At 38.8% G+C, this 21,020-nt stretch carries 24 protein-coding genes; 22 read left to right on the forward strand and 2 right to left on the reverse strand.

Annotated elements, in window-relative coordinates:
• The first annotated feature begins 7 nt into the window (after nucleotides 1-7).
• The 13 genes from ruvA (at nucleotide 8) to trxA (ending at nucleotide 12,225) form a co-directional block, all read left to right on the forward strand.
• Nucleotides 8-628: a Holliday junction branch migration protein RuvA gene (gene ruvA / locus R4146_RS04400; RefSeq protein WP_339960219.1), complete on the forward strand. Its 621-nt coding sequence runs from the start codon at nucleotides 8-10 to the stop codon at nucleotides 626-628.
• A 16-nt stretch (nucleotides 629-644) separates the two neighbouring features.
• The gene (gene ruvB, locus R4146_RS04405; protein WP_339960220.1) at nucleotides 645-1,643 is read left to right on the forward strand and encodes a Holliday junction branch migration DNA helicase RuvB; all 999 of its coding nucleotides are present in this window, start codon (nucleotides 645-647) and stop codon (nucleotides 1,641-1,643) included.
• A gap of 56 nt (nucleotides 1,644-1,699) precedes the next feature.
• Nucleotides 1,700-2,053, forward strand: coding sequence for a preprotein translocase subunit YajC (gene yajC, locus R4146_RS04410; protein WP_339960221.1), 354 nt, complete (start codon nucleotides 1,700-1,702; stop codon nucleotides 2,051-2,053).
• Nucleotides 2,054-2,142: 89 nt separating this feature from the next.
• Nucleotides 2,143-3,099 carry a DHH family phosphoesterase gene (locus R4146_RS04415; RefSeq protein WP_339960222.1) on the forward strand — a complete coding sequence of 319 codons (957 nt, stop codon included), beginning with the start codon at nucleotides 2,143-2,145 and terminating at the stop codon, nucleotides 3,097-3,099.
• Nucleotides 3,099-4,460, forward strand: coding sequence for a DEAD/DEAH box helicase (locus tag R4146_RS04420; RefSeq protein WP_339960223.1), 1,362 nt, complete (start codon nucleotides 3,099-3,101; stop codon nucleotides 4,458-4,460). Before R4146_RS04415 ends, R4146_RS04420 begins: the two co-directional genes overlap by 1 nt.
• 287 nt (nucleotides 4,461-4,747) lie before the next feature.
• A complete protein-coding gene (gene alaS, locus R4146_RS04425; protein ID WP_339960224.1) occupies nucleotides 4,748-7,393 on the forward strand; it encodes an alanine--tRNA ligase in 2,646 nt (881 codons plus the stop codon).
• Between the two features lie 191 nt (nucleotides 7,394-7,584).
• Nucleotides 7,585-7,860, forward strand: coding sequence for an IreB family regulatory phosphoprotein (locus R4146_RS04430; protein WP_339960225.1), 276 nt, complete (start codon nucleotides 7,585-7,587; stop codon nucleotides 7,858-7,860).
• Nucleotides 7,857-8,291 (forward strand): Holliday junction resolvase RuvX, encoded by a 435-nt coding sequence (gene ruvX / locus R4146_RS04435; protein ID WP_339960226.1) that lies wholly within the window; start codon nucleotides 7,857-7,859, stop codon nucleotides 8,289-8,291. The genes R4146_RS04430 and ruvX overlap by 4 nt, the downstream gene beginning before the upstream one ends.
• 13 nt (nucleotides 8,292-8,304) lie before the next feature.
• A complete protein-coding gene (locus R4146_RS04440; protein ID WP_339960227.1) occupies nucleotides 8,305-8,610 on the forward strand; it encodes a DUF1292 domain-containing protein in 306 nt (101 codons plus the stop codon).
• Between the two features lie 102 nt (nucleotides 8,611-8,712).
• Nucleotides 8,713-8,967 (forward strand): cell division protein ZapA, encoded by a 255-nt coding sequence (locus R4146_RS04445; RefSeq protein WP_339960228.1) that lies wholly within the window; start codon nucleotides 8,713-8,715, stop codon nucleotides 8,965-8,967.
• Between the two features lie 2 nt (nucleotides 8,968-8,969).
• Complete coding sequence (locus R4146_RS04450; RefSeq protein WP_339960229.1) at nucleotides 8,970-9,455, forward strand: CvpA family protein; 486 nt, start codon at nucleotides 8,970-8,972, stop codon at nucleotides 9,453-9,455.
• A gap of 14 nt (nucleotides 9,456-9,469) precedes the next feature.
• Nucleotides 9,470-11,833 carry an endonuclease MutS2 gene (locus tag R4146_RS04455; RefSeq protein WP_339960230.1) on the forward strand — a complete coding sequence of 788 codons (2,364 nt, stop codon included), beginning with the start codon at nucleotides 9,470-9,472 and terminating at the stop codon, nucleotides 11,831-11,833.
• Nucleotides 11,834-11,910: 77 nt separating this feature from the next.
• The gene (gene trxA, locus R4146_RS04460; RefSeq protein ID WP_339960231.1) at nucleotides 11,911-12,225 is read left to right on the forward strand and encodes a thioredoxin; all 315 of its coding nucleotides are present in this window, start codon (nucleotides 11,911-11,913) and stop codon (nucleotides 12,223-12,225) included.
• Nucleotides 12,226-12,279: 54 nt separating this feature from the next.
• Here trxA and R4146_RS04465 read toward each other — a convergent pair whose 3' ends face one another.
• Nucleotides 12,280-12,846, reverse strand: a complete 567-nt coding sequence (locus tag R4146_RS04465) for a DUF2507 domain-containing protein (RefSeq protein WP_339960232.1) — start codon at nucleotides 12,844-12,846, stop codon at nucleotides 12,280-12,282.
• 158 nt (nucleotides 12,847-13,004) lie between these two features.
• On the opposite strand from R4146_RS04465, the gene murI reads away from it, so the two are divergent.
• Together murI and R4146_RS04475 are read left to right on the forward strand one after the other, a co-directional pair.
• Complete coding sequence (gene murI, locus R4146_RS04470; RefSeq protein WP_339960233.1) at nucleotides 13,005-13,826, forward strand: glutamate racemase; 822 nt, start codon at nucleotides 13,005-13,007, stop codon at nucleotides 13,824-13,826.
• Nucleotides 13,819-14,412 (forward strand): XTP/dITP diphosphatase, encoded by a 594-nt coding sequence (locus R4146_RS04475; protein ID WP_339960234.1) that lies wholly within the window; start codon nucleotides 13,819-13,821, stop codon nucleotides 14,410-14,412. The genes murI and R4146_RS04475 overlap by 8 nt, the downstream gene beginning before the upstream one ends.
• An 81-nt stretch (nucleotides 14,413-14,493) precedes the next feature.
• Here the strand turns inward: R4146_RS04475 and R4146_RS04480 are convergent, their stop codons facing one another.
• The gene (locus R4146_RS04480) at nucleotides 14,494-15,396 is read right to left on the reverse strand and encodes a mechanosensitive ion channel family protein (protein ID WP_339960235.1); all 903 of its coding nucleotides are present in this window, start codon (nucleotides 15,394-15,396) and stop codon (nucleotides 14,494-14,496) included.
• A gap of 141 nt (nucleotides 15,397-15,537) precedes the next feature.
• Between R4146_RS04480 and R4146_RS04485 the strand changes: the two genes are divergently transcribed.
• From R4146_RS04485 to comGB, 7 genes are all read left to right on the forward strand, one after another.
• Nucleotides 15,538-15,924 carry a DUF948 domain-containing protein gene (locus tag R4146_RS04485; RefSeq protein ID WP_339960236.1) on the forward strand — a complete coding sequence of 129 codons (387 nt, stop codon included), beginning with the start codon at nucleotides 15,538-15,540 and terminating at the stop codon, nucleotides 15,922-15,924.
• Between the two features lie 21 nt (nucleotides 15,925-15,945).
• Nucleotides 15,946-16,416, forward strand: coding sequence for a hypothetical protein (locus R4146_RS04490; protein ID WP_339960237.1), 471 nt, complete (start codon nucleotides 15,946-15,948; stop codon nucleotides 16,414-16,416).
• 139 nt (nucleotides 16,417-16,555) lie between these two features.
• Nucleotides 16,556-17,557 (forward strand): catabolite control protein A, encoded by a 1,002-nt coding sequence (gene ccpA, locus R4146_RS04495; RefSeq protein WP_339960238.1) that lies wholly within the window; start codon nucleotides 16,556-16,558, stop codon nucleotides 17,555-17,557.
• A gap of 14 nt (nucleotides 17,558-17,571) precedes the next feature.
• The gene (locus tag R4146_RS04500; protein WP_339960239.1) at nucleotides 17,572-18,129 is read left to right on the forward strand and encodes a cysteine hydrolase family protein; all 558 of its coding nucleotides are present in this window, start codon (nucleotides 17,572-17,574) and stop codon (nucleotides 18,127-18,129) included.
• An 85-nt stretch (nucleotides 18,130-18,214) separates the two neighbouring features.
• On the forward strand, nucleotides 18,215-18,949 hold the full coding sequence (locus tag R4146_RS04505; RefSeq protein ID WP_339960240.1) for a YebC/PmpR family DNA-binding transcriptional regulator: 735 nt from the start codon (nucleotides 18,215-18,217) through the stop codon (nucleotides 18,947-18,949).
• Nucleotides 18,950-19,060: 111 nt separating this feature from the next.
• A complete protein-coding gene (gene comGA / locus R4146_RS04510; RefSeq protein ID WP_339960241.1) occupies nucleotides 19,061-20,041 on the forward strand; it encodes a competence type IV pilus ATPase ComGA in 981 nt (326 codons plus the stop codon).
• Nucleotides 20,034-21,020, forward strand: coding sequence for a competence type IV pilus assembly protein ComGB (gene comGB, locus R4146_RS04515; protein WP_339960242.1), 987 nt, complete (start codon nucleotides 20,034-20,036; stop codon nucleotides 21,018-21,020). Before comGA ends, comGB begins: the two co-directional genes overlap by 8 nt.

Here is a 21,020-nt window from a genome sequence, read left to right on the forward strand (position 1 = left end):
AACACCAATGTATGAGTATTTTGAGGGCTATATTACCGCCGTCACGCCCAGCTACGTTGTCTTAGATGTGAATGGAATTGGCTACTTATTATTTGTTTCAGACCCATATCAATACCAAGTGGATGCTGAAAATAAGGTCAAGGCATACATTCATCAAGTTGTCACGGACTCGTTTCAGTCCTTATATGCATTTAAGACGCGGGCTGATAAAGCCCTGTTTGAAAAGCTAATCAATGTTTCAGGAATTGGGCCGAAAAGTGCCAATGCAATTATGGCCGGGAACCAAAATCAAGCGCTCTTGCGGGCAATCAATGAAGAAAATGTAACGTTTTTAACTAAATTTCCAGGGGTTGGCAAAAAGACTGCCAAACAAATTGTTTTGGACCTAAAGGGTAAAATTGATGATTTATTTAATGATGATCTATTGACCCCTGAGGCAATGCCACAACCATCAACTAGTGAAGTGACTGGTGCGAAGGAATTACAAGATGCATTGGATGCGCTATCTGCATTGGGATATTCTTCACGGGATGTTAAAAAAGTCGAAAAACAATTATTGGCAGTTGATCAACCTATGGATACCAACCAATACTTGAGCGAAGGATTAAAGCTATTAACCCAATTTTAGAAGGGAGGGATCGTAGATGACAGATAATGATCGACTCGTATCTGGGCAACCAGCAGACAATGATGAATCCGCAGTAGAAAAGTCATTGCGGCCCCAAACACTGAGTCAATATATTGGACAGGATCAATTAAAACATGAACTATCAGTTTATATTGAAGCAGCAAAACAACGGAGCGAATCATTAGACCATGTTCTTTTGTATGGCCCCCCTGGGCTTGGAAAAACCACGTTAGCGATGATCATTGCACGGGAAATGGAAGTTAATATTAAAACAACTAGTGGACCGGCGATTGAAAAGACTGGTGATTTAGTAGCATTGTTGAATGAATTGCAGCCCGGGGATGTTTTATTTATTGATGAAATCCACCGGCTCCCTAAAGTAGTAGAAGAAATGCTTTATTCTGCAATGGAAGATTTTTACATTGATATTGTGGTTGGCCAAGGGCCGACTGCCCATCCGGTTCACTTCCCATTACCACCATTTACGCTAGTTGGAGCGACCACGCGGGCCGGCGTGTTAGCCGCTCCGTTACGGGACCGGTTTGGAATCGTTGAGCACATGAATTACTATGAGACTAAGGATTTACAAGAAATTGTTAAGCGGACTGCTGATATCTTTCATGCGGGCATTCAAGAACAAGCGGCTCATGAAATTGCCCGGCGTTCGCGGGGGACCCCTCGAATTGCGAACCGGTTGTTAAAACGGGTTCGTGACTTTGCACAGGTCTCTGGCCAACCGGATATTCAATTGCCAGTCGTTGAACATGCTTTAGCATTATTGAATGTTGATTCAGTTGGGTTAGATGCAACCGATAAGAAAATATTAATGACGATGATTGAAAATTATAACGGCGGCCCAGTGGGATTAAATACCATTGCTGCTAATATTGGAGAAGAATCAGATACGATTGAGTCTATGTATGAACCGTATTTACTCCAGATTGGGTTCTTAAAGCGGACTGCCCGTGGTCGAACGGTTACTGATAAGGCATACCAACATTTTAATTTGAAATAAGTAGACGTGTTCACTATATTTTGTTAAAGTAGTATAAAAGAAGGAGTGTAGTAATTATGTTACAACAATATTCATCAGTTATTTTTATCGTATTAATCATTGTGGTTATGTACTTTACAATGATTAAGCCTCAAAAGAAGCGTCAACAACAACATCAACAAACCATCAACAGCTTAAAGAAGGGTGATCATGTTGTTACCATTGGTCGGCTTCACGGGGTCGTTGATGAAATTGACCAAACTAACAAGACCGTTACTTTAGATTGTGATGGGATTTTCTTAGAATTTGATTTAAACGCAGTTGCCAGTGTTAAAGCTGCCGATGCTAAACCTACGACTGAAACTGAACAACCAGCTAAGAGTACGGAAGCAGCAAAGGATGATCAGGCTGCTGACGATTCAGATAAATAGTTTTAAGTGATTTAATTAAAAGGCCTGAAGTTACTCAGGCTTTTTTTAATGGTATAATTTAACTAAGCAAACAAATAAAGGATGACAATATGAACACACAAGAACAAATTGTGAATGCAATTAAAAAATTTGATACGATTATTATTCACCGTCACCAACATCCAGATCCAGATGCAATTGGTTCTCAAATGGGCCTTGCCAACATTATTAAAGCATCTTTTCCAGATAAGCATGTCTATTCTGTTGGTAAGCAATATAAGGGTTTCAATTGGCTTGGCGTCGTTGATGAAATTGCCGATGATGTTTACAAGGATGCCCTAGTCATGGTCTTAGATACCGCTAATCAACCAAGAGTTGATGATAGTCGCTACACGACTGGTAAAATGATGATCAAGATTGATCACCACCCTAATGATGACCAATTTGGTGATATTATGTGGGTGCAACCTGATGCTTCTAGCACTAGTGAATTAATTTATGACCTATATGCGCAAAGTGATGATTTAAAAATCAATGCGGCTGCAGGTCGGCTATTATATGCTGGAATCGTAGGGGATACGGGTCGGTTTAAATATCCATCTACTTCTCCACATACATTCGCCGTAGCAGCACAACTAGCCAAGTTAGACTTCTCGACTAGTGATGTGAACCAAATTGAAGATGAAATTGATTTACCACTTGCTCGGCTCTCCGCATATGTTTACCAAAACATTCAAATTTTGGATAGTGGCGCTGGCTACATTGTCTTGACTAACCAAATCATGCAAGATTTGAAACTAGGAGATGAAAGTACATCTGCCGTCGTACCACTCCCTGGTAAATTAAAGGAAATTAAAAATTGGGCCATCTTTGTTCAACAAAAGGATGGAACTTATCGGGTGCGCCTGCGTTCCAAGGGTCCAGTGATCAACGAAATTGCTAAGCAATTTGGCGGTGGTGGCCATCCACTAGCAAGTGGCGCAGTGGCTAAAGATGATGCTGAAATTAAGCAGGTAATTGCAGCGATTAGTGATGCTGCAGCGAATTATAAAGGAGACATTGTCTAATGAGTACTAGCTTTAAACAATTTAACTTAAAGCCGTTTATTAACGATGCATTAGCCGAATTGAATTTTACTACCCCGACGCCGGTTCAAGAAAAGTTAATCCCAGTTATTGAAAAGGGCAAGGACGTTATTGGTCAATCAGCAACGGGAAGTGGGAAGACGCATGCCTTCTTGCTACCAATTTTTGATCAAATTGATCCTGATAAACAAGTGGTGCAAGCAGTAATTACGACCCCTAGTCGTGAACTAGCATATCAAATTTATGAAAATGCAAAACAACTAGCGGCCCATAGTGATCAAACGATTCATTTAGCTAACTACGTTGGGGGAACCGATAAACAACGTCAATTAGAAAAACTAAGTAATGAACAACCCCAAATTGTCATTGGGACTCCGGGGCGAATCTTAGACTTGGTCAACACCCAAGCCCTTGATCTACACACTGCTAACCGTTTAGTAGTGGATGAAGCGGACATGACACTAGATTTAGGATTTTTAGGTGAAGTGGATAAAATTGCGGCTAGTTTTGGGGATGACCTTCAAATGATGGTCTTTTCTGCTACCATTCCACAAAAACTGGAACCATTTTTGAAGAAGTATATGAATCAACCGGTTTCAGAAGAAATTCCAGTTGAATCAGTAATTAGTCCAACCGTTGATAACCTATTAATCTCTACTAAGGGTCAGGATAAAAACGATTTGATTTATCAATTAATCACGATGGGTGAACCATACCTAGTGTTGATTTTTGCTAATACGCGTTCACGAGTGGAAGAAATTCATAACTTTTTACGTGAACAAGGCCTAAAGGTAGGAATGATTCAAGGTGGCATGAAGCCTAGAGAACGGAAACGAATCATGAAGCAAATTCAACGCCTAGAATATCAATACGTGGTGGCAACTGATTTAGCGGCCCGGGGAATTGATATTGACGGGGTTTCTGATGTTATTAACGATGACATTCCAGAAGACTTAGATTACTTTATTCACCGGGTTGGTCGGACTGGCCGTAAGGGAATGCCAGGAACAGCCATTACGTTATATGCGCCCGATGAAGAAGACCGAGTGGCTGAACTAGAAAAAATGGGAATTACATTTAAGCCAAAAGCCATTCGTAACCATGAAATTGTGGATTCATATGATCGGAATCGTCGTAAAACCCACCGTAACAAGAAGAAAAAACTAGAACCAACCATGATTGGGATGGTTAAAAAGAATAAGAAAAAGGTTAAACCTGGCTACAAACGGCGGATTAAGAATGCAATTAAGCGTAATGATGAAATGAATCGTAAAATTGAACAACGAAACGAAGCGCGGAAACAAAGAAAGCAAAAGAAACAAAGTTCACAACGTTATCGCTAATCAATTCGTTAAATCATTGGTCTGATTATCAAAAGTATTGTATAATTAAAATGAATAAATTAACCAATAACAAATTGGAACATCCAAGGCTTAAGTGGAAAGCAGAGATATCCTGGTTAGTGCGAAGGATACAAGTTTAAGTTGCGGGCTATCCAAATTAACAGTTACGTTGCTCAGCGTTATTGAGACTAAAGAGGTAAACGAAGACATCGTTGCAAGTAAAGTGGTACCGCGTTAAAAGCGTCTTTACTAGCAACGGTGTTTTTGTGCTTTTGGAGGGAATATTGATGAAAAAATTAAGTAGTAGTGAAGTTCGCCAGATGTTTCTGGATTTCTTTAAAGAACGTGGGCACACCATTATGCCTAGTGCTTCGTTAATTCCAGTCGATGATCCATCATTATTATGGATTAACTCTGGGGTTGCAACCATGAAGAAATACTTTGATGGAAGTGTAGTGCCTAAGAATCCGCGGATGACTAGTTCACAAAAGAGTATTCGGACCAACGATATCGAAAACGTTGGTAAGACTGCTCGGCACCAAACGTTATTTGAAATGCTCGGTAACTTTTCCGTTGGGGATTACTTTAAGAAACAAGCGATTGATTGGGCATTTGAACTATTAACATCTGATAAGTACTTTGGTTGGGATAAGGACAAGTTATACATGACTGTTTATCCTGATGATGAAGATGCTAAAAAAGATTGGATTGCCGCTGGAGTTGATCCTAGTCATTTGATCGATATGGAAGATAACTTCTGGGATGTTGGTCAAGGGCCTTCCGGTCCCGATACAGAAATCTTCTATGACCGGGGCGCTAAGTATGATGACTTAGCACCGGATGATCCAGAAAATTATCCTGGTGGTGAAAATGAACGGTATCTAGAAGTATGGAACATCGTGTTCTCACAATTTAATCACAAGCCAGATGACACTTATGAACCACTGCCAAGAAAGAACATTGATACGGGGATGGGCCTTGAACGAGTGGTTTCAATTTTCCAAGATGCACCAACGAACTTTGAAACCGACTTGTTCTTACCAATTATCCATAAGACCGCTGAACTAAGTGATGGTAAGAAGTATGGTGCCAATGCTAATGACGATGTTTCATTCAAGATCATTGCTGATCATGCGCGGGCAATTACATTTGCCATCAATGATGGTGCAATTCCATCTAATGTTGGTCGTGGCTATGTGATTAGACGTTTAATTCGGCGGGCAATCGTAGCTGGTCGGGACTTAGGAATTCAAGACAACTTCTTGTACAAGTTAGTACCAGTGGTTGGTGAAATTATGAAGTCGCACTATCCAGATGTATTAGAAAATGCTGATTACATTCAAAAGGTAGTTCAATCAGAAGAAAAACGGTTTAACGATACGTTATCTGACGGATTAGACCTACTAAATGATGTGATGGATAAGGTTAAGCAATCAGATAGTAAGCAAATGAGTGGTGCTGATGCATTTAAACTTTATGATACCTATGGCTTCCCATTTGAATTAACCCAAGAATACTTGGCTGATGCAGGATTAAGCGTAGATGAAGCCGGCTTTAAGGCTGAAATGCAAAAGCAAAAGGATCGGGCTAGAAATGCACGTGAAGACGGTGGTGCAATGGGCTTACAACGAGATTTATTAGTTGATATTAAGACCCCAAGTAAGTACGTTGGATACACTCAATTAACGGTTGATAATGCTAAACTTGAAGACATTATTTTTGATGAAAAGATCGTTGATAGCGTTAAGGCTGGTAAGGCTGAATTAATTTTTGATAAGACACCTTTCTATGCTGAAATGGGTGGTCAAGTGGCCGACCAAGGAATCATTGAAGACCAAGCTGGGAACCTAGTGGCTAAGGTTGTCGATGTTCAACACGCACCAAATGGTCAAAACCTACACACGGTTGAATTAGAAGCCCCAATGAAGAAGGGTGCTAGTTACCAATTAATTGTGGATAAACACTTCCACAGTAAGGTTGAAAAGAACCATACGGCAACCCACTTATTGGATCAATCATTACGGAACATTTTAGGTGGTCATACCCAACAAGCCGGTTCATTAGTTGAACCAACTTACCTTCGGTTTGACTTTAACCACTTTGGTTCAGTGACGAAAGAAGACTTAGCTAAGGTTGAACAACTAGTGAATGAACAAATCTTCGCTGAATTACCAGTTAAGACCATTGAAACTGATCCACAAACTGGAAAAGAAATGGGTGCCGTTGCGGTCTTTAGTGACAAGTACGGTAAGAAGGTCAGAGTGGTTAGTGCTGGTGACTTCTCCGTTGAATTCTGTGGTGGAGATCACGTTAAGAACACTAATGAAATTGGTCTATTCAAGATTATTTCTGAATCTGGTGTTGGAGCCGGAGTCCGGAGAATCGAAGCCGTAACTTCTGAAGAAGCTTATCAATACTTAAGCGATCAAGAAGGATTGTTAAAACAAGTTGCTGGTGAACTAAAGACTAGCCAAATTAAGGACGTTCCAAACAAGGTTAGTCAATTACAAGCACAGGTAAAAGAACTACAACAAAAACAAGAATCATTAGAAGCTAAGATTGCTGGACAACAAGCCAACAACGTCTTTGAAAACGTTAAGGACGTTAACGGAGTTAAGATTATTACTGGAATTATCAAAGATTCTGGAATGGCACAATTACGTCAGTTGGCTGATACTTGGCGGACAAAGCAACTTTCTGATATCTTGGTATTAGGAACGAACAGCAAGGATAAAGCTAATTTAATTGCTGCTGTAAGTGATGATCAAGTGAAGGCCGGCTTTAAGGCTGGTGACTTGATCAAGGCCATTGCTTCTAACATTAACGGGGGCGGTGGTGGTCGTCCAAATATGTCTCAAGCTGGTGGAACTAATCCAGCTGGATTAAATGATGCCATGGCAGCTGCAGTTGACTGGGTCCAAAACCAAAAATAATTAAATCCGATTAATAAAAAAGCTCAAAAGTTGAAAATAATTTAACTTTTAGGGCTTTTTTTAGATTATATGATATAATGAATCAATCAGAACGACTAAGTGCGTACTTAATGGTAATCGGATTAAATTTGAGGTTTACGATCATTTTTAGTAAAATTGGATTAAACGTAAGCATATAAGAGGTGTTAGAGATGACTTCATTAGATAAGACAATGTACTTCGATTTTAATAAAGCACCGAAAGATGTTCACGATACACTCTTGATCGTGTACAAAACGCTGGAAGAAAAGGGGTATAATCCTTACAATCAAATTGTAGGGTACCTAATCTCAGGAGATCCTGCCTATATTCCACGTTTTAACGATGCTAGAAACTTAATTCGGCGCCACGAACGTGACGAAATTATTGAGGAATTAGTGCGCTTTTACCTTGATAAAAACAAAAAAGATGAGGATGCTAATAAATGAGGCTAATGGGATTAGATGTCGGGTCCAGAACCGTTGGCATTGCAGTCAGTGATCCAATGGGATGGACGGCACAAGGCGTTGAAATCATTCCGATTAATGAGGATGAAAAACAATTTGGGCTAGATCGCTTAGCACAATTGGTAGCTAAATATGATGTTGATGGATTCGTTGTGGGGTTACCCAAAAACATGAATAATACTTCTGGTCCGCGGGTCGACGCGGCTCGTAAGTATGCATGGATGGCGAATCAAAAATTTGGGATTCCTTTTGATTTCCAAGATGAACGACTGACCACGGTCGAAGCCGAACGAATGTTAGTGGAAGAAGCCGATACCTCACGTAGAAAACGTAAAAAAGTAATTGATAAGATCGCTGCAGAACTAATTTTACAGGGATATTTAGACCGTAAGGGTAAATTAATGCAGCCATAAAGGAGAATTTAATATGACTGAAACAACAAATGAAGATGGTAAACAACAAATCACCTTGGTCGATGATCAAGGTAATGAAGAGCTTTACACGATTTTATTTACCTTCGAATCAGAAGATATGGGCAAATCATACATCTTAGTGTACCCAGCTGGTAAGGAAGATGATGATGAGGTTGATATCGAGGCATACGCACTACCTAAGGGTGAAGATCCTACTGATCCGCAAGGTGGTCACTTGATGCCAATCGAATCCGAAAAGGAATGGGATATTGTTGAATCCGTTCTAAATACGTTTTTAGATAATGATTCTAATCAATAACAAAGGCTCCCAGCATCTGCTTGGGAGTTTTTTTGTGAAAAATAAACGGTGACGATATTTCATGCTAAAATAAGACATGAAATATTTGGAGGGAATTAACTAATGAGTGAAATCAAAAAACGGTTCAAAGCCAAAATCGGCAATCGAACGTATACGTTCGTTGGTAGGAGTTCAATGGAACACATGCATGCAGTAACTGACTTAATGAATAAACAATTAAATCAATTAAACCAATTATCATCCAGTATTAGCTATGAGGATGCGATGGTGCTGCTAGCATTTAATGCGATTTCTGATCAATTAAAGATGCAAGGCAAACTTGATCAAATTGAAAAGGATAATAAAGAGGAACATTAGGGATGTTAACATTATTGATAATCATCTTACTGCTGATTAGTGGAATCATTGGATATCACCGTGGACTGGTGGCGGGAATGGTTTCCATCGCCAGTTATGTGATTTCATTTTGGGTCGCATGGACTTTCTCACATCAATTAGCGCAGTTAGTGAAAAGCGCGTTTGAAACCATTGGAACAGCACTAGCTAGTGGAATTGCTTTTTTTATATTGTTTTTAATTAGTTATTTAATTATGATGCGGGTGAGCCGTGTGTTAAAAACAGCGGTGAAGTTACCAGGATTAAAGCAACTTGATCATTTATTAGGAGCAATCGCCGGTTTCATTATGGGGTATTTATTGATTTTGATTGTCTTGATCGTATTAGTAAAAAGCAGTCAACCATGGTTCGTGACCCAATACGTTAATTCAAATTTAGCACAAACAATAGTAAATCAAACACCACTCCTAACGCACAATGTAGTTAATCAGTGGTTGAACTCAAATTAAGGGGGATTGAAGCTATGAATTCTAAGGTTTTAGACACCCTGGAATATAATAAAATTAAGGGTGCCCTAGCTAAATTTCTCTCGACCAGCACTGGCCGAGAAGAATTGAGTAAATTAAATCCTAGTAATGATGCAAATGTAATTAGCCCTGCATTACTAGAAACTGATGACGGGGTGCATATTTTACGTTTGCAAAAAGCGATGCCACTAGTAGCATTGAACGACATTACACCCTATATGAAACGCCTTACGATTGATGCAAGTTTAAATGGAACTGAGTTAGCTCAAATTATGCAGGTCTTAATTACTGCTAATCAAATGATTACGTTCTTTAATAATCTACAGGCCAACAAAGTGGAATTAAATCGGTTGTATGATTTAATTGATCAATTTGCAGTGATTCCAGAAGTAACTCAACGGCTTAAGCGGTCCTTAAATCCAGATGGTCGTCTATTGGACGAAGCTTCTGAAACTTTACACGGGCTTAGAAGACGGATTCAACGGACGGAGACTTCCATTCGTAATCGAATGGGTAAGTACCTACGTGGGGGTCAAGCTAAGTACCTAAGTGAGGGGATTATTACAATTCGGGATGATCGGTATGTAATTCCGGTTAAAGCCGAAGCTAAGTCCAAATTTGGGGGGATTGTCCATGACCAAAGTGCATCTGGACAAACCTTATATATTGAACCAGCAGCCGTAGTAGAATTAAATAATCAACTTAGACGGGACCAATTAACTGCTCGTCAAGAAGAAATTCGTATCTTAGCAGAACTGTCAGACTTAGTTGCTCCATACCAAGATGAAATTATTAATAATGCGAAGTTGATCGGGCATTTAGACTTAGTGAACGCAAAAGCACGGTATGCAAATCAACTAAAGGCGACATTACCCAATGTATCTGCCGATAATGCATTGAACTTAAAGCAGGCTCGTCATCCATTGATCGACCAAAAGAAAGTGGTTGGTAACACCATTAAGTTAGGCGCTGATTATCGGGCCATTATCGTGACTGGACCGAATACTGGTGGGAAAACCATTACAATTAAAACAGTGGGCTTACTACAGTTAATGGCTCAATCTGGATTATTCATTCCTGCGAATGAAGGTAGTCAGGTTGGAATCTTTGATGATATTTTTGCTGATATTGGGGACGACCAATCGATTGAAAATAACTTAAGTACTTTTTCATCCCATATGGACAATATTGTAAAAATTTTAAAACAAATTACCGCTAATAGTTTGGTCCTATTGGATGAAGTGGGAGCTGGAACTGATCCAAAAGAAGGGGCCGCATTGGCAATTGCCATCTTGGACAAAATTGGTGCAGTGGGTAGTGAAGTAATCGCAACGACCCACTATCCAGAGTTAAAGGCGTATGCATATAACCGACCTGAAACGATCAATGCATCAATGGAATTTGATGTAGAATCGTTAAAACCAACTTATCACCTATTATTGGGTGTTCCAGGACAAAGTAATGGGTTAAATATTGCCGAACGATTAGGTTTAGATCCTAGTGTGATTCAAGAAGCCCGTTCATTTACCGATACCAGCAGTCAAGACATCAATAATATGATCAAGCAACTAGCTGACCAAACGAAACGCGCCCGTGAAGATGCAGATTATCTGCAGTCACAATTGAATGCCGCAACTGACTTACATGCTGAATTAAAGGATAAGTTTACTCAATATGAGAAGCAACGCGAACGGTTGAACCAAAATGCGAAGGAAAAGGCAAATGAAATCGTAGCAAAGGCTAAACGTCAAGCTGATCAAATTATTGCGGATCTACATGAAAAACAAAAGCATTTGTCTGAGAAGGCCGTTAAAGAAAATGAATTAATGGATGCTAAGGGTAAGTTAAATTCATTGCATAATGACCTGACCTTGACCAATAACCGGGTGTTGAAACGTGAAAAAGCTAAGCATGATTTTCATAAGGGCGATGACGTTATCGTTAAATCCTATGGTCAACCAGGGGTATTGATTAATAAAACTGGTAACCACAGTTGGGAAGTTCAAATTGGGATCTTAAAAATGAAAATTGATGAAAACGACTTAGAGAAGACTAGTCAACCTAAAAAAGAGACCAAGCGACAATACAATTCGGTTAGAAGAACGAAATCATCTGGGATGTCTTCAACTTTAGATCTGCGTGGGCATCGGTATGATGAAGCGATGCATGAAGTAGATCGATACATTGATGCAGCCTTATTAGCTGGGTATCCATCCGTTACGATTATTCATGGAAAAGGAACGGGTGCGCTCCGTAAAGGGGTTACTAATTACTTGAAGGGAAACCGCCGGGTAAAGAGTTTTGGGTACTCACCTGCGAATGCGGGTGGTGACGGCTCGACCGTTGTTAAATTTAAGTAGTACACTAAGCAATTTAATTGCATTTCATTAATTTCATGGTAAACTATTTAAAAGTAAGAAATATAGGAGGTAATTTAATGGTTACTGAAACTACTGATAAAACATTTGAACAAGATACTGCCAAAGGCGTTACCTTAACTGACTTTTGGGCTACATGGTGTGGTCCTTGTCGGATGCAATCACCTGTTGTGGATCAACTATCCGAAGAAATGGGCGATAAGGTAACATTCAATAAGATGGATGTTGATAAAAACCAAGAAACTCCTCAAAAGTTTGGAATTATGAGTATTCCAACTTTACTAGTTAAAAAGGATGGTAAGGTTGTTGATAGTATTGTGGGTTACCACAGTAAAGAACAACTTGCTAAGATTTTAGACCAATACGTGGGCTAATTAATCTAAATTAAAAATCGTGACCTAAGTTTTACTTAGGCCACGATTTTTTGATTAATCTTCACTTTTATTATCTTTGCTATCTGAATCATCGTTATCTTCATCATCGTCTGAACTAGATGGTGATGGGATTTGATTGGCAATGATTTCAAATGGTTGGATGGGTTCAAAATCATCAACCGGGTTCTTAGGATCAATGTGAACGGTAATTAAAACATTTCCCTTTTTAAGTTGCTTTTTGTTAATTTCTGCTTCGGCGGTTAAATGTTTTTGTTGCTCAATTGATTGTGCCAATAGGCCGGTTTCTAGCATAAAGTCAGCATCTGGATTGACTGCCAGTCGGTTTTCGACAACTGCACCGGTGATTTGGTATTCAATAAATGAATCCCCTTCATTGGTAATTGCTAAATCACCTAATCCAGTTTGTTTGAAAAAGATGACTAATTCACCGTTAGTGGTCGTTGCATACTTACGAGCCATACTCTTACCAGCCCAGTATAAGATACTATGCAAATCTGCGCCTAGTAGGTCGGTAATGACTTCATCGCGTAGGAAAGCTGCGGGCCAGCTATTTTTTATTTCCGGATTGGTAATGAATTGTTGGTATAATTCTTTATTCATATCCGTTTTCAACCTCAATTCTTTAAATTCGTTTTCAAAATTCATTATACACTTAATAAAACATCTTTTGGAATACTTTTACACTATCTTATATCTTGCAGCTAATGCTAAAATGTTAGATAATAAAGTTTCATAAACAATCGAAAGAAGGCTCAACAATGAATTCACAACCAATTGGATTCATGGATTCTGGAGTGGGAGGATTAACGGTCGCAAAAGAAGTTATCGCCAAACTTCCTAATGAGTCAGTCATTTATTTTGGTGACGAAGCCAGATTACCATATGGTGAAAAAAGCCAAACAGAAATTCAAACCTTTGCAACCCAAATTGCTGATTTTCTTGTTAAAAAGCAAATTAAGTTGCTAGTGGTTGCCTGTAATACCGCAACTGCTCAAGCATTACCCTTATTAAAGCAGCACCTATCAATCCCGGTAATTGGGGTCATTGACCCAGGGAGCCAATTAGCAATTACGACAACTCGCAATAATCGCATTGGTGTAATCGCTACAAATGGGACGGTGAATAGTCATGCCTATGAAAATGAATTAAAACACCTTGATCAAAATGCAGCGGTCTTTAGCCTAGGTTGCCCGCGCTTTATTCCAATGGTGGAGGATGGTAATTACCATTCTTCTGCTGACCAAGCAATTGTAGATATGGATGTTAAACCCATTTTACAAAATGATATTGATACGTTGATTATGGGTTGTACGCATTACCCAATCATGCGGTCGTTGATTCAAAATGCGGTTGGCCCTAAGATTAAATTAGTTGATCCGGGGTTAGCAGTAAGTGATCAAGTGATTGAGATTTTAGATGAATTAGATTTACATGCACCACTTGATCATCAAGCAACCTATCAATTTTATACGACTGGCTCGGTCGATAATTTTGTTAAAATTGCACAAGATTGGTTACAAACTACAATTTCAGCACAACATGTTAACTTGAATGAATTGGAGGAATCATTGAATGACTGATTTAATTATTGCCACGAATAATCCTAATAAGGCTCGTGAATTTAAGGAAATGCTTGAACCACACGGTTTTCATATTAAAACGTTAGCTGATTTTCCTAACATTCCACCAATTAAAGAAACGGGGACTACGTTTGAAGAAAACGCAACTATTAAAGCAAAAACGGTAGTTGATGTTACAGGGCAACCCGCTTTAGCAGATGACTCAGGATTATTAGTTCCAGCAATTAACAACGAACCTGGGGTTTATTCAGCTCGATATGCTGGTGATCATGATGATGCTGCTAATAACCAAAAATTATTAAGTCGTTTAGCCGGCAAAAAAGACCGCAGCGCAATCTTTAGAAGCTGTCTTGTACTATTAAAGCCTAATGGAGCTAAATTAGTTGTAAACGGCGATATTCATGGTGAAATTATTAATGAACTAAGGGGCCAAGGTGGTTTTGGCTATGATCCACTGTTCTATGTACCTCAATTTAATAAAACCATGGGTGAAATGACAGATGCACAGAAAAATGCAATTAGTCATCGTGGTCGTGCAACACAAAAATTAGTTGATCAAATTGATGCGTGGTGGCAAGCAAATTAAAAAGCCAAAGTGGTGGCAAGCAAATTAAAAAGCCGAATCTGATGTAAATCAGGTTCGACTTTTTTGGTTTAAAGAAATTGATTAGTTTAATACTAATGGACTCTTTGGTAATTCGATTCCAGCATCTGAAATGGCGTCTAAGTAAAGACCCAAGAATTGGTGTTGGATGTATAGTTGTTGGCCGTTCTTAGTTTGGATGTTAACTTGGATGCAGACGTTACCATCAGGCATGTTCGTAGCCCCCCAAACATCTGGCGCCGCAATAATATCAGGATATTTCTTAACGTATTCGTCATTAACCTTGTTAATAATTGCAACGGTCTTATCAATTGGAGTATTACCATTAACTCTAATTTGGATAATGGCTCTAGTTTCGCTCCGGTTCCGGTTAGTGATTGCTGCTACTTGCCGGTTCGGAATGAAATTAACGTAACCATTGAAACTAGTTAGTTCAGTAGTTCTTAATCCAATTCCAGTTACGGTCCCTTCAATCGTGGATGCATTGGAAAGGGTAATGGTTACGTATTCGCCGACATCAATTTGCTTTTCAAATAAAATAAGAAAACCAGTTACGATATCAGTAACGAAGCCTTGAGCCCCAATCCCAATTGCCACACTGAAGATACTAGCACTGGCTAATAGGGTTCCGATTGGAACGCCGACTTCAGATAGGACGGAATAAACCCAGAAAAATACTAATCCATATTGAAATGTATTTTTGGCAACAACGTGTAACGTTGTAATTCGCTTTGGTGAATTGTTGGCATTGTTTTTGTGGTTATATTGTTTAAATGCCTTATTAATAAAGAATTTACCAACACGACTTACAATTAAAAAGAAAATTGAGATAATGATTAACGAAAAAATGGTGCTCGTTAAACTATTCAAAATTTTATCCCACTTAAAAGTGGCTAAGTACTTTTGGATAAACGAGCTATTCTTAGTAATCACCGATTCTGCAATTGAAAAATCAGGTGTAAACATAACTAACTCCTCCTTATGTGAATACTAGTATTCTAACATAGTTTATCCAATATCACTTAGTAATTAACTTTAATTGTCAAATATCAGTTAAAATGCTATTCTTAATAATAGCTTTAATAATTTATTGGGGGAGGGATTTACATGACTGCTGGTATTATTGCTGCCTTAGCATTTTTATTATTAGTAATTTTTATTGGAGTCTTTTTATTAAAATTAGTGACGACTTTAAATGAAGTAAATCAAAGTCTAAAATCATTAACTGATGATGTTGATGTAATTTCTAGTCAGACTGAAAAGGTATTGGCTAGTTCTAATACAATGCTTAAAGACTTAAATGACAAGGTTAATACGATCGATCCTGTATTCCAAGCCGCTGCTGACTTGGGTGTTAGTGTTTCTGAATTAAATGATTCTACTAAGAACCTTACTAGTCGCGTTAAAAATGGCGGTAAGTTAAGCTTAGGGACTACGATTTTAAGTCGTGTTGGAAATGCATTCATTGGTAAAAAGAAAAAGAGTAAAAAATAATCATTTTTAGGGGTGTTAATTATGAGTAAAAAAGCTGGATTTGGATTTGGTTTATTTGTTGGACTTGCTGGAGCTGCAGCATACGTTGCATTTAAGCGCTTAGATCCATCAAAACAAAAAGAAATTGTAAATAAGGTGAATGATACTGCTCATGATCTTAAGGACCGTGCAGTTGATTATGCATTTTATGCAAGTGACGCACTTTCAGATACTAAAGATGCGTTAAGTCAAAAGACTAACGAAGTATCAGAAAATGCTAAACAAGCTTTCAATAGTGCATCTGATAAAATTAACGATCATTTCCAAGAAGCAAGCGATGATGATAATGACAAGAGTCATTCTACTCAATTTCATACCGCTGCTGACCGCCTTCGTGACGAATTAGGTAATACATCAGAAGATGCTCAAGATGATATTGTCGTAAATGCTGACGATGTCTTCAAGAATGATAAAAAAGTGGAAACATTCTATCCAAATGGAACTTCCAAATAAGATAGCTTCAATCAATGATCGGTCCTAAACAATTCCTGTTTAGGGCTTTTTTATTTTTAAATTGATTGCCATAGTGATATTTGTTATATTTATTTTATAGGATTGAAAGCGCTATTATACAGAAAAGGAAGGCTATTTCATGGAAAAACAGACGGTTACCATATACGACGTTGCTAGAGAAGCGCATGTTTCAATGGCGACTGTATCCAGAGTAGTGAATGGCAATAATAATGTTCGTGAAAAAACGCGTAATAAAGTATTAAGTGTAATTCAAAAATTAAATTATCACCCCAATGCGGTTGCTAGAGGCCTCGCCAGCAAAAAGACCACTACGGTGGGGGTTATTATCCCAGATGTTTCAAACGTCTATTTCGCAGAATTAGCCCGGGGTATCGATGATATTGCAGCAATGTATAGCTATAATATCATTTTAGCTAATTCTGATGGTAATCAGGATAAGGAACTAAAAGTATTTAATAATTTAATGAGTAAGCAAGTGGATGGAATCGTCTTTATGGGCAAGGATGTGACGCCCCAACTAAGAACGGCGTTTCAACATGCTAATGTCCCGTTAGTTTTAGCTGGAACCATCAGTAAACAACAAATTGAACCCAGTGTGAATATTGACTATCATGGTGCAATTGCAGAGGCAGTAACCAGTTTAGTGCGATCAGGCTGTCATGAAATTGGATTAGTGTGTGGTTCGCTAGATTATTCAATTAACGCTGATTATCGACTAACTGGCTTTAAAGCAGGCTTAGCCGCTAACCAGTTAACTTTTGATGATAATTATGTTTATCAAACTGACGAAAGTTATCGATCCGGATATCAGTTAGCACCTAAGCTAATTGATCAGGGCCTTAAATCAGTGATCGTTAGTGATGATGAATTAGCAGCCGGGATTTTGAATGGCTTGACGGATGCGGGTGTGAGCGTACCAAATGACTTTCAAATTTTAACTGGTAATGATACTAAGTTGACCGAAATCGTTCGCCCGCAGTTATCATCGATCGTGCAGCCACTATACGATATTGGAGCGGTTTCGATGCGTTTATTAACTAAGTTTATGGATCGAGATAACGTTGCTCAAATTAATGTGGTGTTACCACATCGAATCGTGAACCGGGATTCAACTAAATAGGGGGAAATTAGCTGATGAAATCAAACGAAGCACTATTGATTATTGACTACACGAATGACTTTGTAGCAGATAAGGGCGCATTGACTTGCGGTAAACCAGCACAATTATTGGATCAATCAATTGTAGACTTGGCCAATGAATTACATTCACAAGGCGCTTGGATTTATTTACCGACTGATGTCCATAAACCTAATGATCCGTATCATCCAGAAAGTAAATTATATCCGCCCCATAATGAACGTGATTCATGGGGCCGAGAATTATATGGGCACGTAAATGATTGGTATCAAGCTAATCGATTCGATGAAAAAGTACACCTTTTTGATAAAACGCGGTACAGTTCATTTGCGGGGACCGATTTAGATTTACGATTACGGGAACGTAAAGTTGATACCTTACACTTAACGGGGGTTTGTACCGATATTTGTGTATTGCATACTGCTGTCGAAGCTTACAATCGGTGCTATAATTTAATTATCCATCGAAGCTGTGTAGCAACATTGTCTGATGAAGCCCAAGCGTGGGCCTTGAACCATTTTAAGAATTGCTTAGGCGCAAAAGTGGTGGAATAAAGGTTGCTACCTTGATTAGCTTTTTGGATATTGCTATAATTATGTATGTGTAATTTTAGGATAAAAAGAGAGGAGTGCTTAATTTATGTCAGGACATTCAAAATGGCATAACATCCAGGGACGTAAAGGTGCTCAAGATGCTAAGCGTGGAAAGATTTTCCAAAAGATATCACGTAACTTATACCAAGCTGCTAAGGCTGGTGGTGTTGACCCAGACGGTAACCCCCAACTACGGCTAGAAATGGACAAGGCTAAGGCTGCTAATATGCCAAAAGCTAACGTTCAACGTGCTTTAGACAAGGCTTCCGGTGTTGGTGGAGCTAAGTTCGAAGAAATCACTTATGAAGGTTATGGACCAGGTGGAACTGCCGTAATGGTTTCCGCTTTAACTGATAACAAGAATCGGACTGCATCAGCAGTTCGTTCTGCATTTACTCATCATGGTGGTTCATTGGGTGCTTCTGGTTCAGTGGCATTCCAATTCGACCGAAAAGGTTACATTGTAATTCTTCGTGATGGATTAGACGTTGATGAAGACACAATGTTAATGGACGCATTGGATGCAGGTGCTGATGATATGAAGGCTAGTGATGATCGTTTTGAAATCTTTACTGACCCATCATCAATGACTGCAGTTCGGGATGCACTTCAAGATAAGTACAATTTAGATACTGCTGAAGTTAAGATGATTCCTAACACCCCAACTGATGTTCCTTCAGATAAGATTTCTCAATACACTGGTTTAATTGATGAATTATCTGAAAACGATGATATTCAAGATATCTACGAAGCAGCTAAATTACCAGACGACGTTGAATAATTAAACGTCAATTAAAATTCCTGATCAATTATATTGATCAGGAATTTTTTTTACATAAAAAACTAAATGCCAGCTTTTAATCCGTATTTAATGATTAAAGGAGGGCATCAAGTGGAAATTAAAACATTAATTGATCAAATGATCTTAGATGCGTATCGTAAACAGGCTGCAGATATTTACGTGGTGCCAGTTGCCAATAAGTATCAAGTTCAATTTCATTTAAATAATCAAATTAACCCGTATCAATCGGTGTCTAGACAATGTGGTAGTAAAATTGTGAATTATTTTAAGTACAACGGCAATATGTTAATTAGTGAACATCGTCGTCCACAAATTGGGGCCATGGAATGGCGTAGGGGTTCAGCACATTGCTATCTGCGGTTTTCAACGGTCGGTGATTTTAAATCCCGTGAAGCGATTGTTGTGCGCCTAATTTATCCATTGGCAGTGCAATCAAATCAATTCTTAAACCCTGATCAATATGAACAATTGAAGCGCCGGACGATTCAACGGGGACTAATGGTTTTTGCGGGACCGACTGGATCTGGGAAAACGACCACGATTTATCAACTAGCACGTGAATACAGTAGCTCGCAAATGGTCATGAGTATTGAAGACCCAGTCGAAGTATATGAGCCAAGCTTTTTACAATTGCAGGTCAATAGTGATGCTGATATGAGTTATCAAGAGTTATTAAAAGTGGGATTGCGAAACCGACCTGATATTTTTATTATTGGTGAAATTAGGGATGCCAATACGGCCCAAGCAGCCGTACAAGCAGCTTTGAGTGGGCACTTAGTATTAACAACGCTACATGCTAAACACCCCTTGGGAGTAGTAGAACGCTTACTTAACTTGGGGGTTGGCTTAGATTATTTGAAACAGGCATTAAATATGGTTGCTTACCAACGACTATTGCAAACTCCAGATAATGGTTTTGCTGCGTTGTTGAATACAGTCACTTCTGAACAAATTTTTGAAGATGCATTGGCTCCTAAAGCCGTCTTAGAGTGTTGGCAGGCATCGTTAAATCAGCTAGTCGCTCAAAAACAAATTATGGATTCAGAACGGGAGCGTATTTGGCATGGGTAAACGATTATCAGTTAAGCACCAATTATCATTTTTAGATTCAATTTATTCACTGCTGCAAAACGGTTTCTCCATTAAGGAGGCAATCGACTTATTAGTGCAATTACGACCAGATGATACTTTGGTTCAGACCACCCAATCACGATTAGCAGCCGGTGACTCGTTTGCAGAAGCAATTCAGGGGTATTTTTCAGTGAATATGGTGAATCAAATCAAGATTGCTGAACGCCATGGTCATTTAAAAATGGCACTTGGTGAAATTAAACGGTTCATTAGTCATCGTCAGCAACAACAAGGTAAGTTATTGGCCATTTTAACGTACCCAATTTTTTTACTATGTTTGTTAGTCATGATTATCATCGGCATTCGCTTATTTGTAACGCCCCAATTAACGATGATGGACTCAGGGCCTGCCAGCCAATCATTATCGTGGCAGTGGGGATTATTATTAATTGCGCCGATTTTACTGATTGGTTTTGGAATCTATTGGTTCAGCCAAAAGGATATACTAGCGCGCACTGAAATATTAACTCGACTGCCGTTAATTGGTGGGTTATTTCGGGACTACTATGCCTATTATTTTGCTAGTAATGTTTCGTTATTATTAGCCAGTGGATTAGAAGCCCGTTCGATTGCTAATCTAATGCAGCAATTTGAATCACGGTCATTGTTTAAAGTAGTGGGCGATGAATTGGCTGCAGCACTTCAAGTCGGGCATTCAATTGGTAGCATTATTAAGCAGCATGGCTTTTTGCCAAATGATGCGGCCCTCTTTTTTGACCGTGGTGATGCCATCAGTGTGATTGCTCGAAAACTAGATGTTTACGCAAAGTGGTCGTTCGATCGAATGTGGAAACGTTCGCAGCGATTAATTGCAATCGTACAACCGTTAGTATTTTTAATCATTGGAGCCGTAATTGTTGGAACTTATTTGAACATGTTATTACCAATGTATGACACATTAAGTGAGGTTTATAAATAA

Origin of the sequence: Nicoliella lavandulae (genome assembly GCF_037546185.1) — a bacterium.
In the GTDB taxonomy this organism is placed as follows: Bacteria; Bacillota; Bacilli; order Lactobacillales; family Lactobacillaceae; genus Nicoliella; species Nicoliella lavandulae.

Bases quoted from the DNA above. Each gene is read 5' to 3' on its own strand.
- R4146_RS04440 (WP_339960227.1), top strand. From the start codon at position 8,305: ATGACTGAAACAACAAATGAAGATGGTAAACAACAAATCACCTTGGTC.
- R4146_RS04505 (WP_339960240.1), top strand. From the start codon at position 18,215: ATGTCAGGACATTCAAAATGGCATAACATCCAGGGACGTAAAGGTGCT.
- R4146_RS04490 (WP_339960237.1), top strand. From the start codon at position 15,946: ATGAGTAAAAAAGCTGGATTTGGATTTGGTTTATTTGTTGGACTTGCT.
- R4146_RS04430 (WP_339960225.1), top strand. From the start codon at position 7,585: ATGACTTCATTAGATAAGACAATGTACTTCGATTTTAATAAAGCACCG.
- ruvX (WP_339960226.1), top strand. From the start codon at position 7,857: ATGAGGCTAATGGGATTAGATGTCGGGTCCAGAACCGTTGGCATTGCA.
- R4146_RS04500 (WP_339960239.1), top strand. From the start codon at position 17,572: ATGAAATCAAACGAAGCACTATTGATTATTGACTACACGAATGACTTT.
- R4146_RS04445 (WP_339960228.1), top strand. From the start codon at position 8,713: ATGAGTGAAATCAAAAAACGGTTCAAAGCCAAAATCGGCAATCGAACG.
- ruvB (WP_339960220.1), top strand. From the start codon at position 645: ATGACAGATAATGATCGACTCGTATCTGGGCAACCAGCAGACAATGAT.
- alaS (WP_339960224.1), top strand. From the start codon at position 4,748: ATGAAAAAATTAAGTAGTAGTGAAGTTCGCCAGATGTTTCTGGATTTC.
- R4146_RS04475 (WP_339960234.1), top strand. From the start codon at position 13,819: ATGACTGATTTAATTATTGCCACGAATAATCCTAATAAGGCTCGTGAA.
- murI (WP_339960233.1), top strand. From the start codon at position 13,005: ATGAATTCACAACCAATTGGATTCATGGATTCTGGAGTGGGAGGATTA.
- trxA (WP_339960231.1), top strand. From the start codon at position 11,911: ATGGTTACTGAAACTACTGATAAAACATTTGAACAAGATACTGCCAAA.
- R4146_RS04480 (WP_339960235.1), bottom strand. From the start codon at position 15,396: ATGTTTACACCTGATTTTTCAATTGCAGAATCGGTGATTACTAAGAAT.
- R4146_RS04450 (WP_339960229.1), top strand. From the start codon at position 8,970: ATGTTAACATTATTGATAATCATCTTACTGCTGATTAGTGGAATCATT.
- R4146_RS04465 (WP_339960232.1), bottom strand. From the start codon at position 12,846: ATGAATAAAGAATTATACCAACAATTCATTACCAATCCGGAAATAAAA.
- R4146_RS04455 (WP_339960230.1), top strand. From the start codon at position 9,470: ATGAATTCTAAGGTTTTAGACACCCTGGAATATAATAAAATTAAGGGT.
- R4146_RS04415 (WP_339960222.1), top strand. From the start codon at position 2,143: ATGAACACACAAGAACAAATTGTGAATGCAATTAAAAAATTTGATACG.
- R4146_RS04485 (WP_339960236.1), top strand. From the start codon at position 15,538: ATGACTGCTGGTATTATTGCTGCCTTAGCATTTTTATTATTAGTAATT.
- ruvA (WP_339960219.1), top strand. From the start codon at position 8: ATGTATGAGTATTTTGAGGGCTATATTACCGCCGTCACGCCCAGCTAC.
- R4146_RS04420 (WP_339960223.1), top strand. From the start codon at position 3,099: ATGAGTACTAGCTTTAAACAATTTAACTTAAAGCCGTTTATTAACGAT.
- yajC (WP_339960221.1), top strand. From the start codon at position 1,700: ATGTTACAACAATATTCATCAGTTATTTTTATCGTATTAATCATTGTG.
- comGB (WP_339960242.1), top strand. From the start codon at position 20,034: ATGGGTAAACGATTATCAGTTAAGCACCAATTATCATTTTTAGATTCA.
- ccpA (WP_339960238.1), top strand. From the start codon at position 16,556: ATGGAAAAACAGACGGTTACCATATACGACGTTGCTAGAGAAGCGCAT.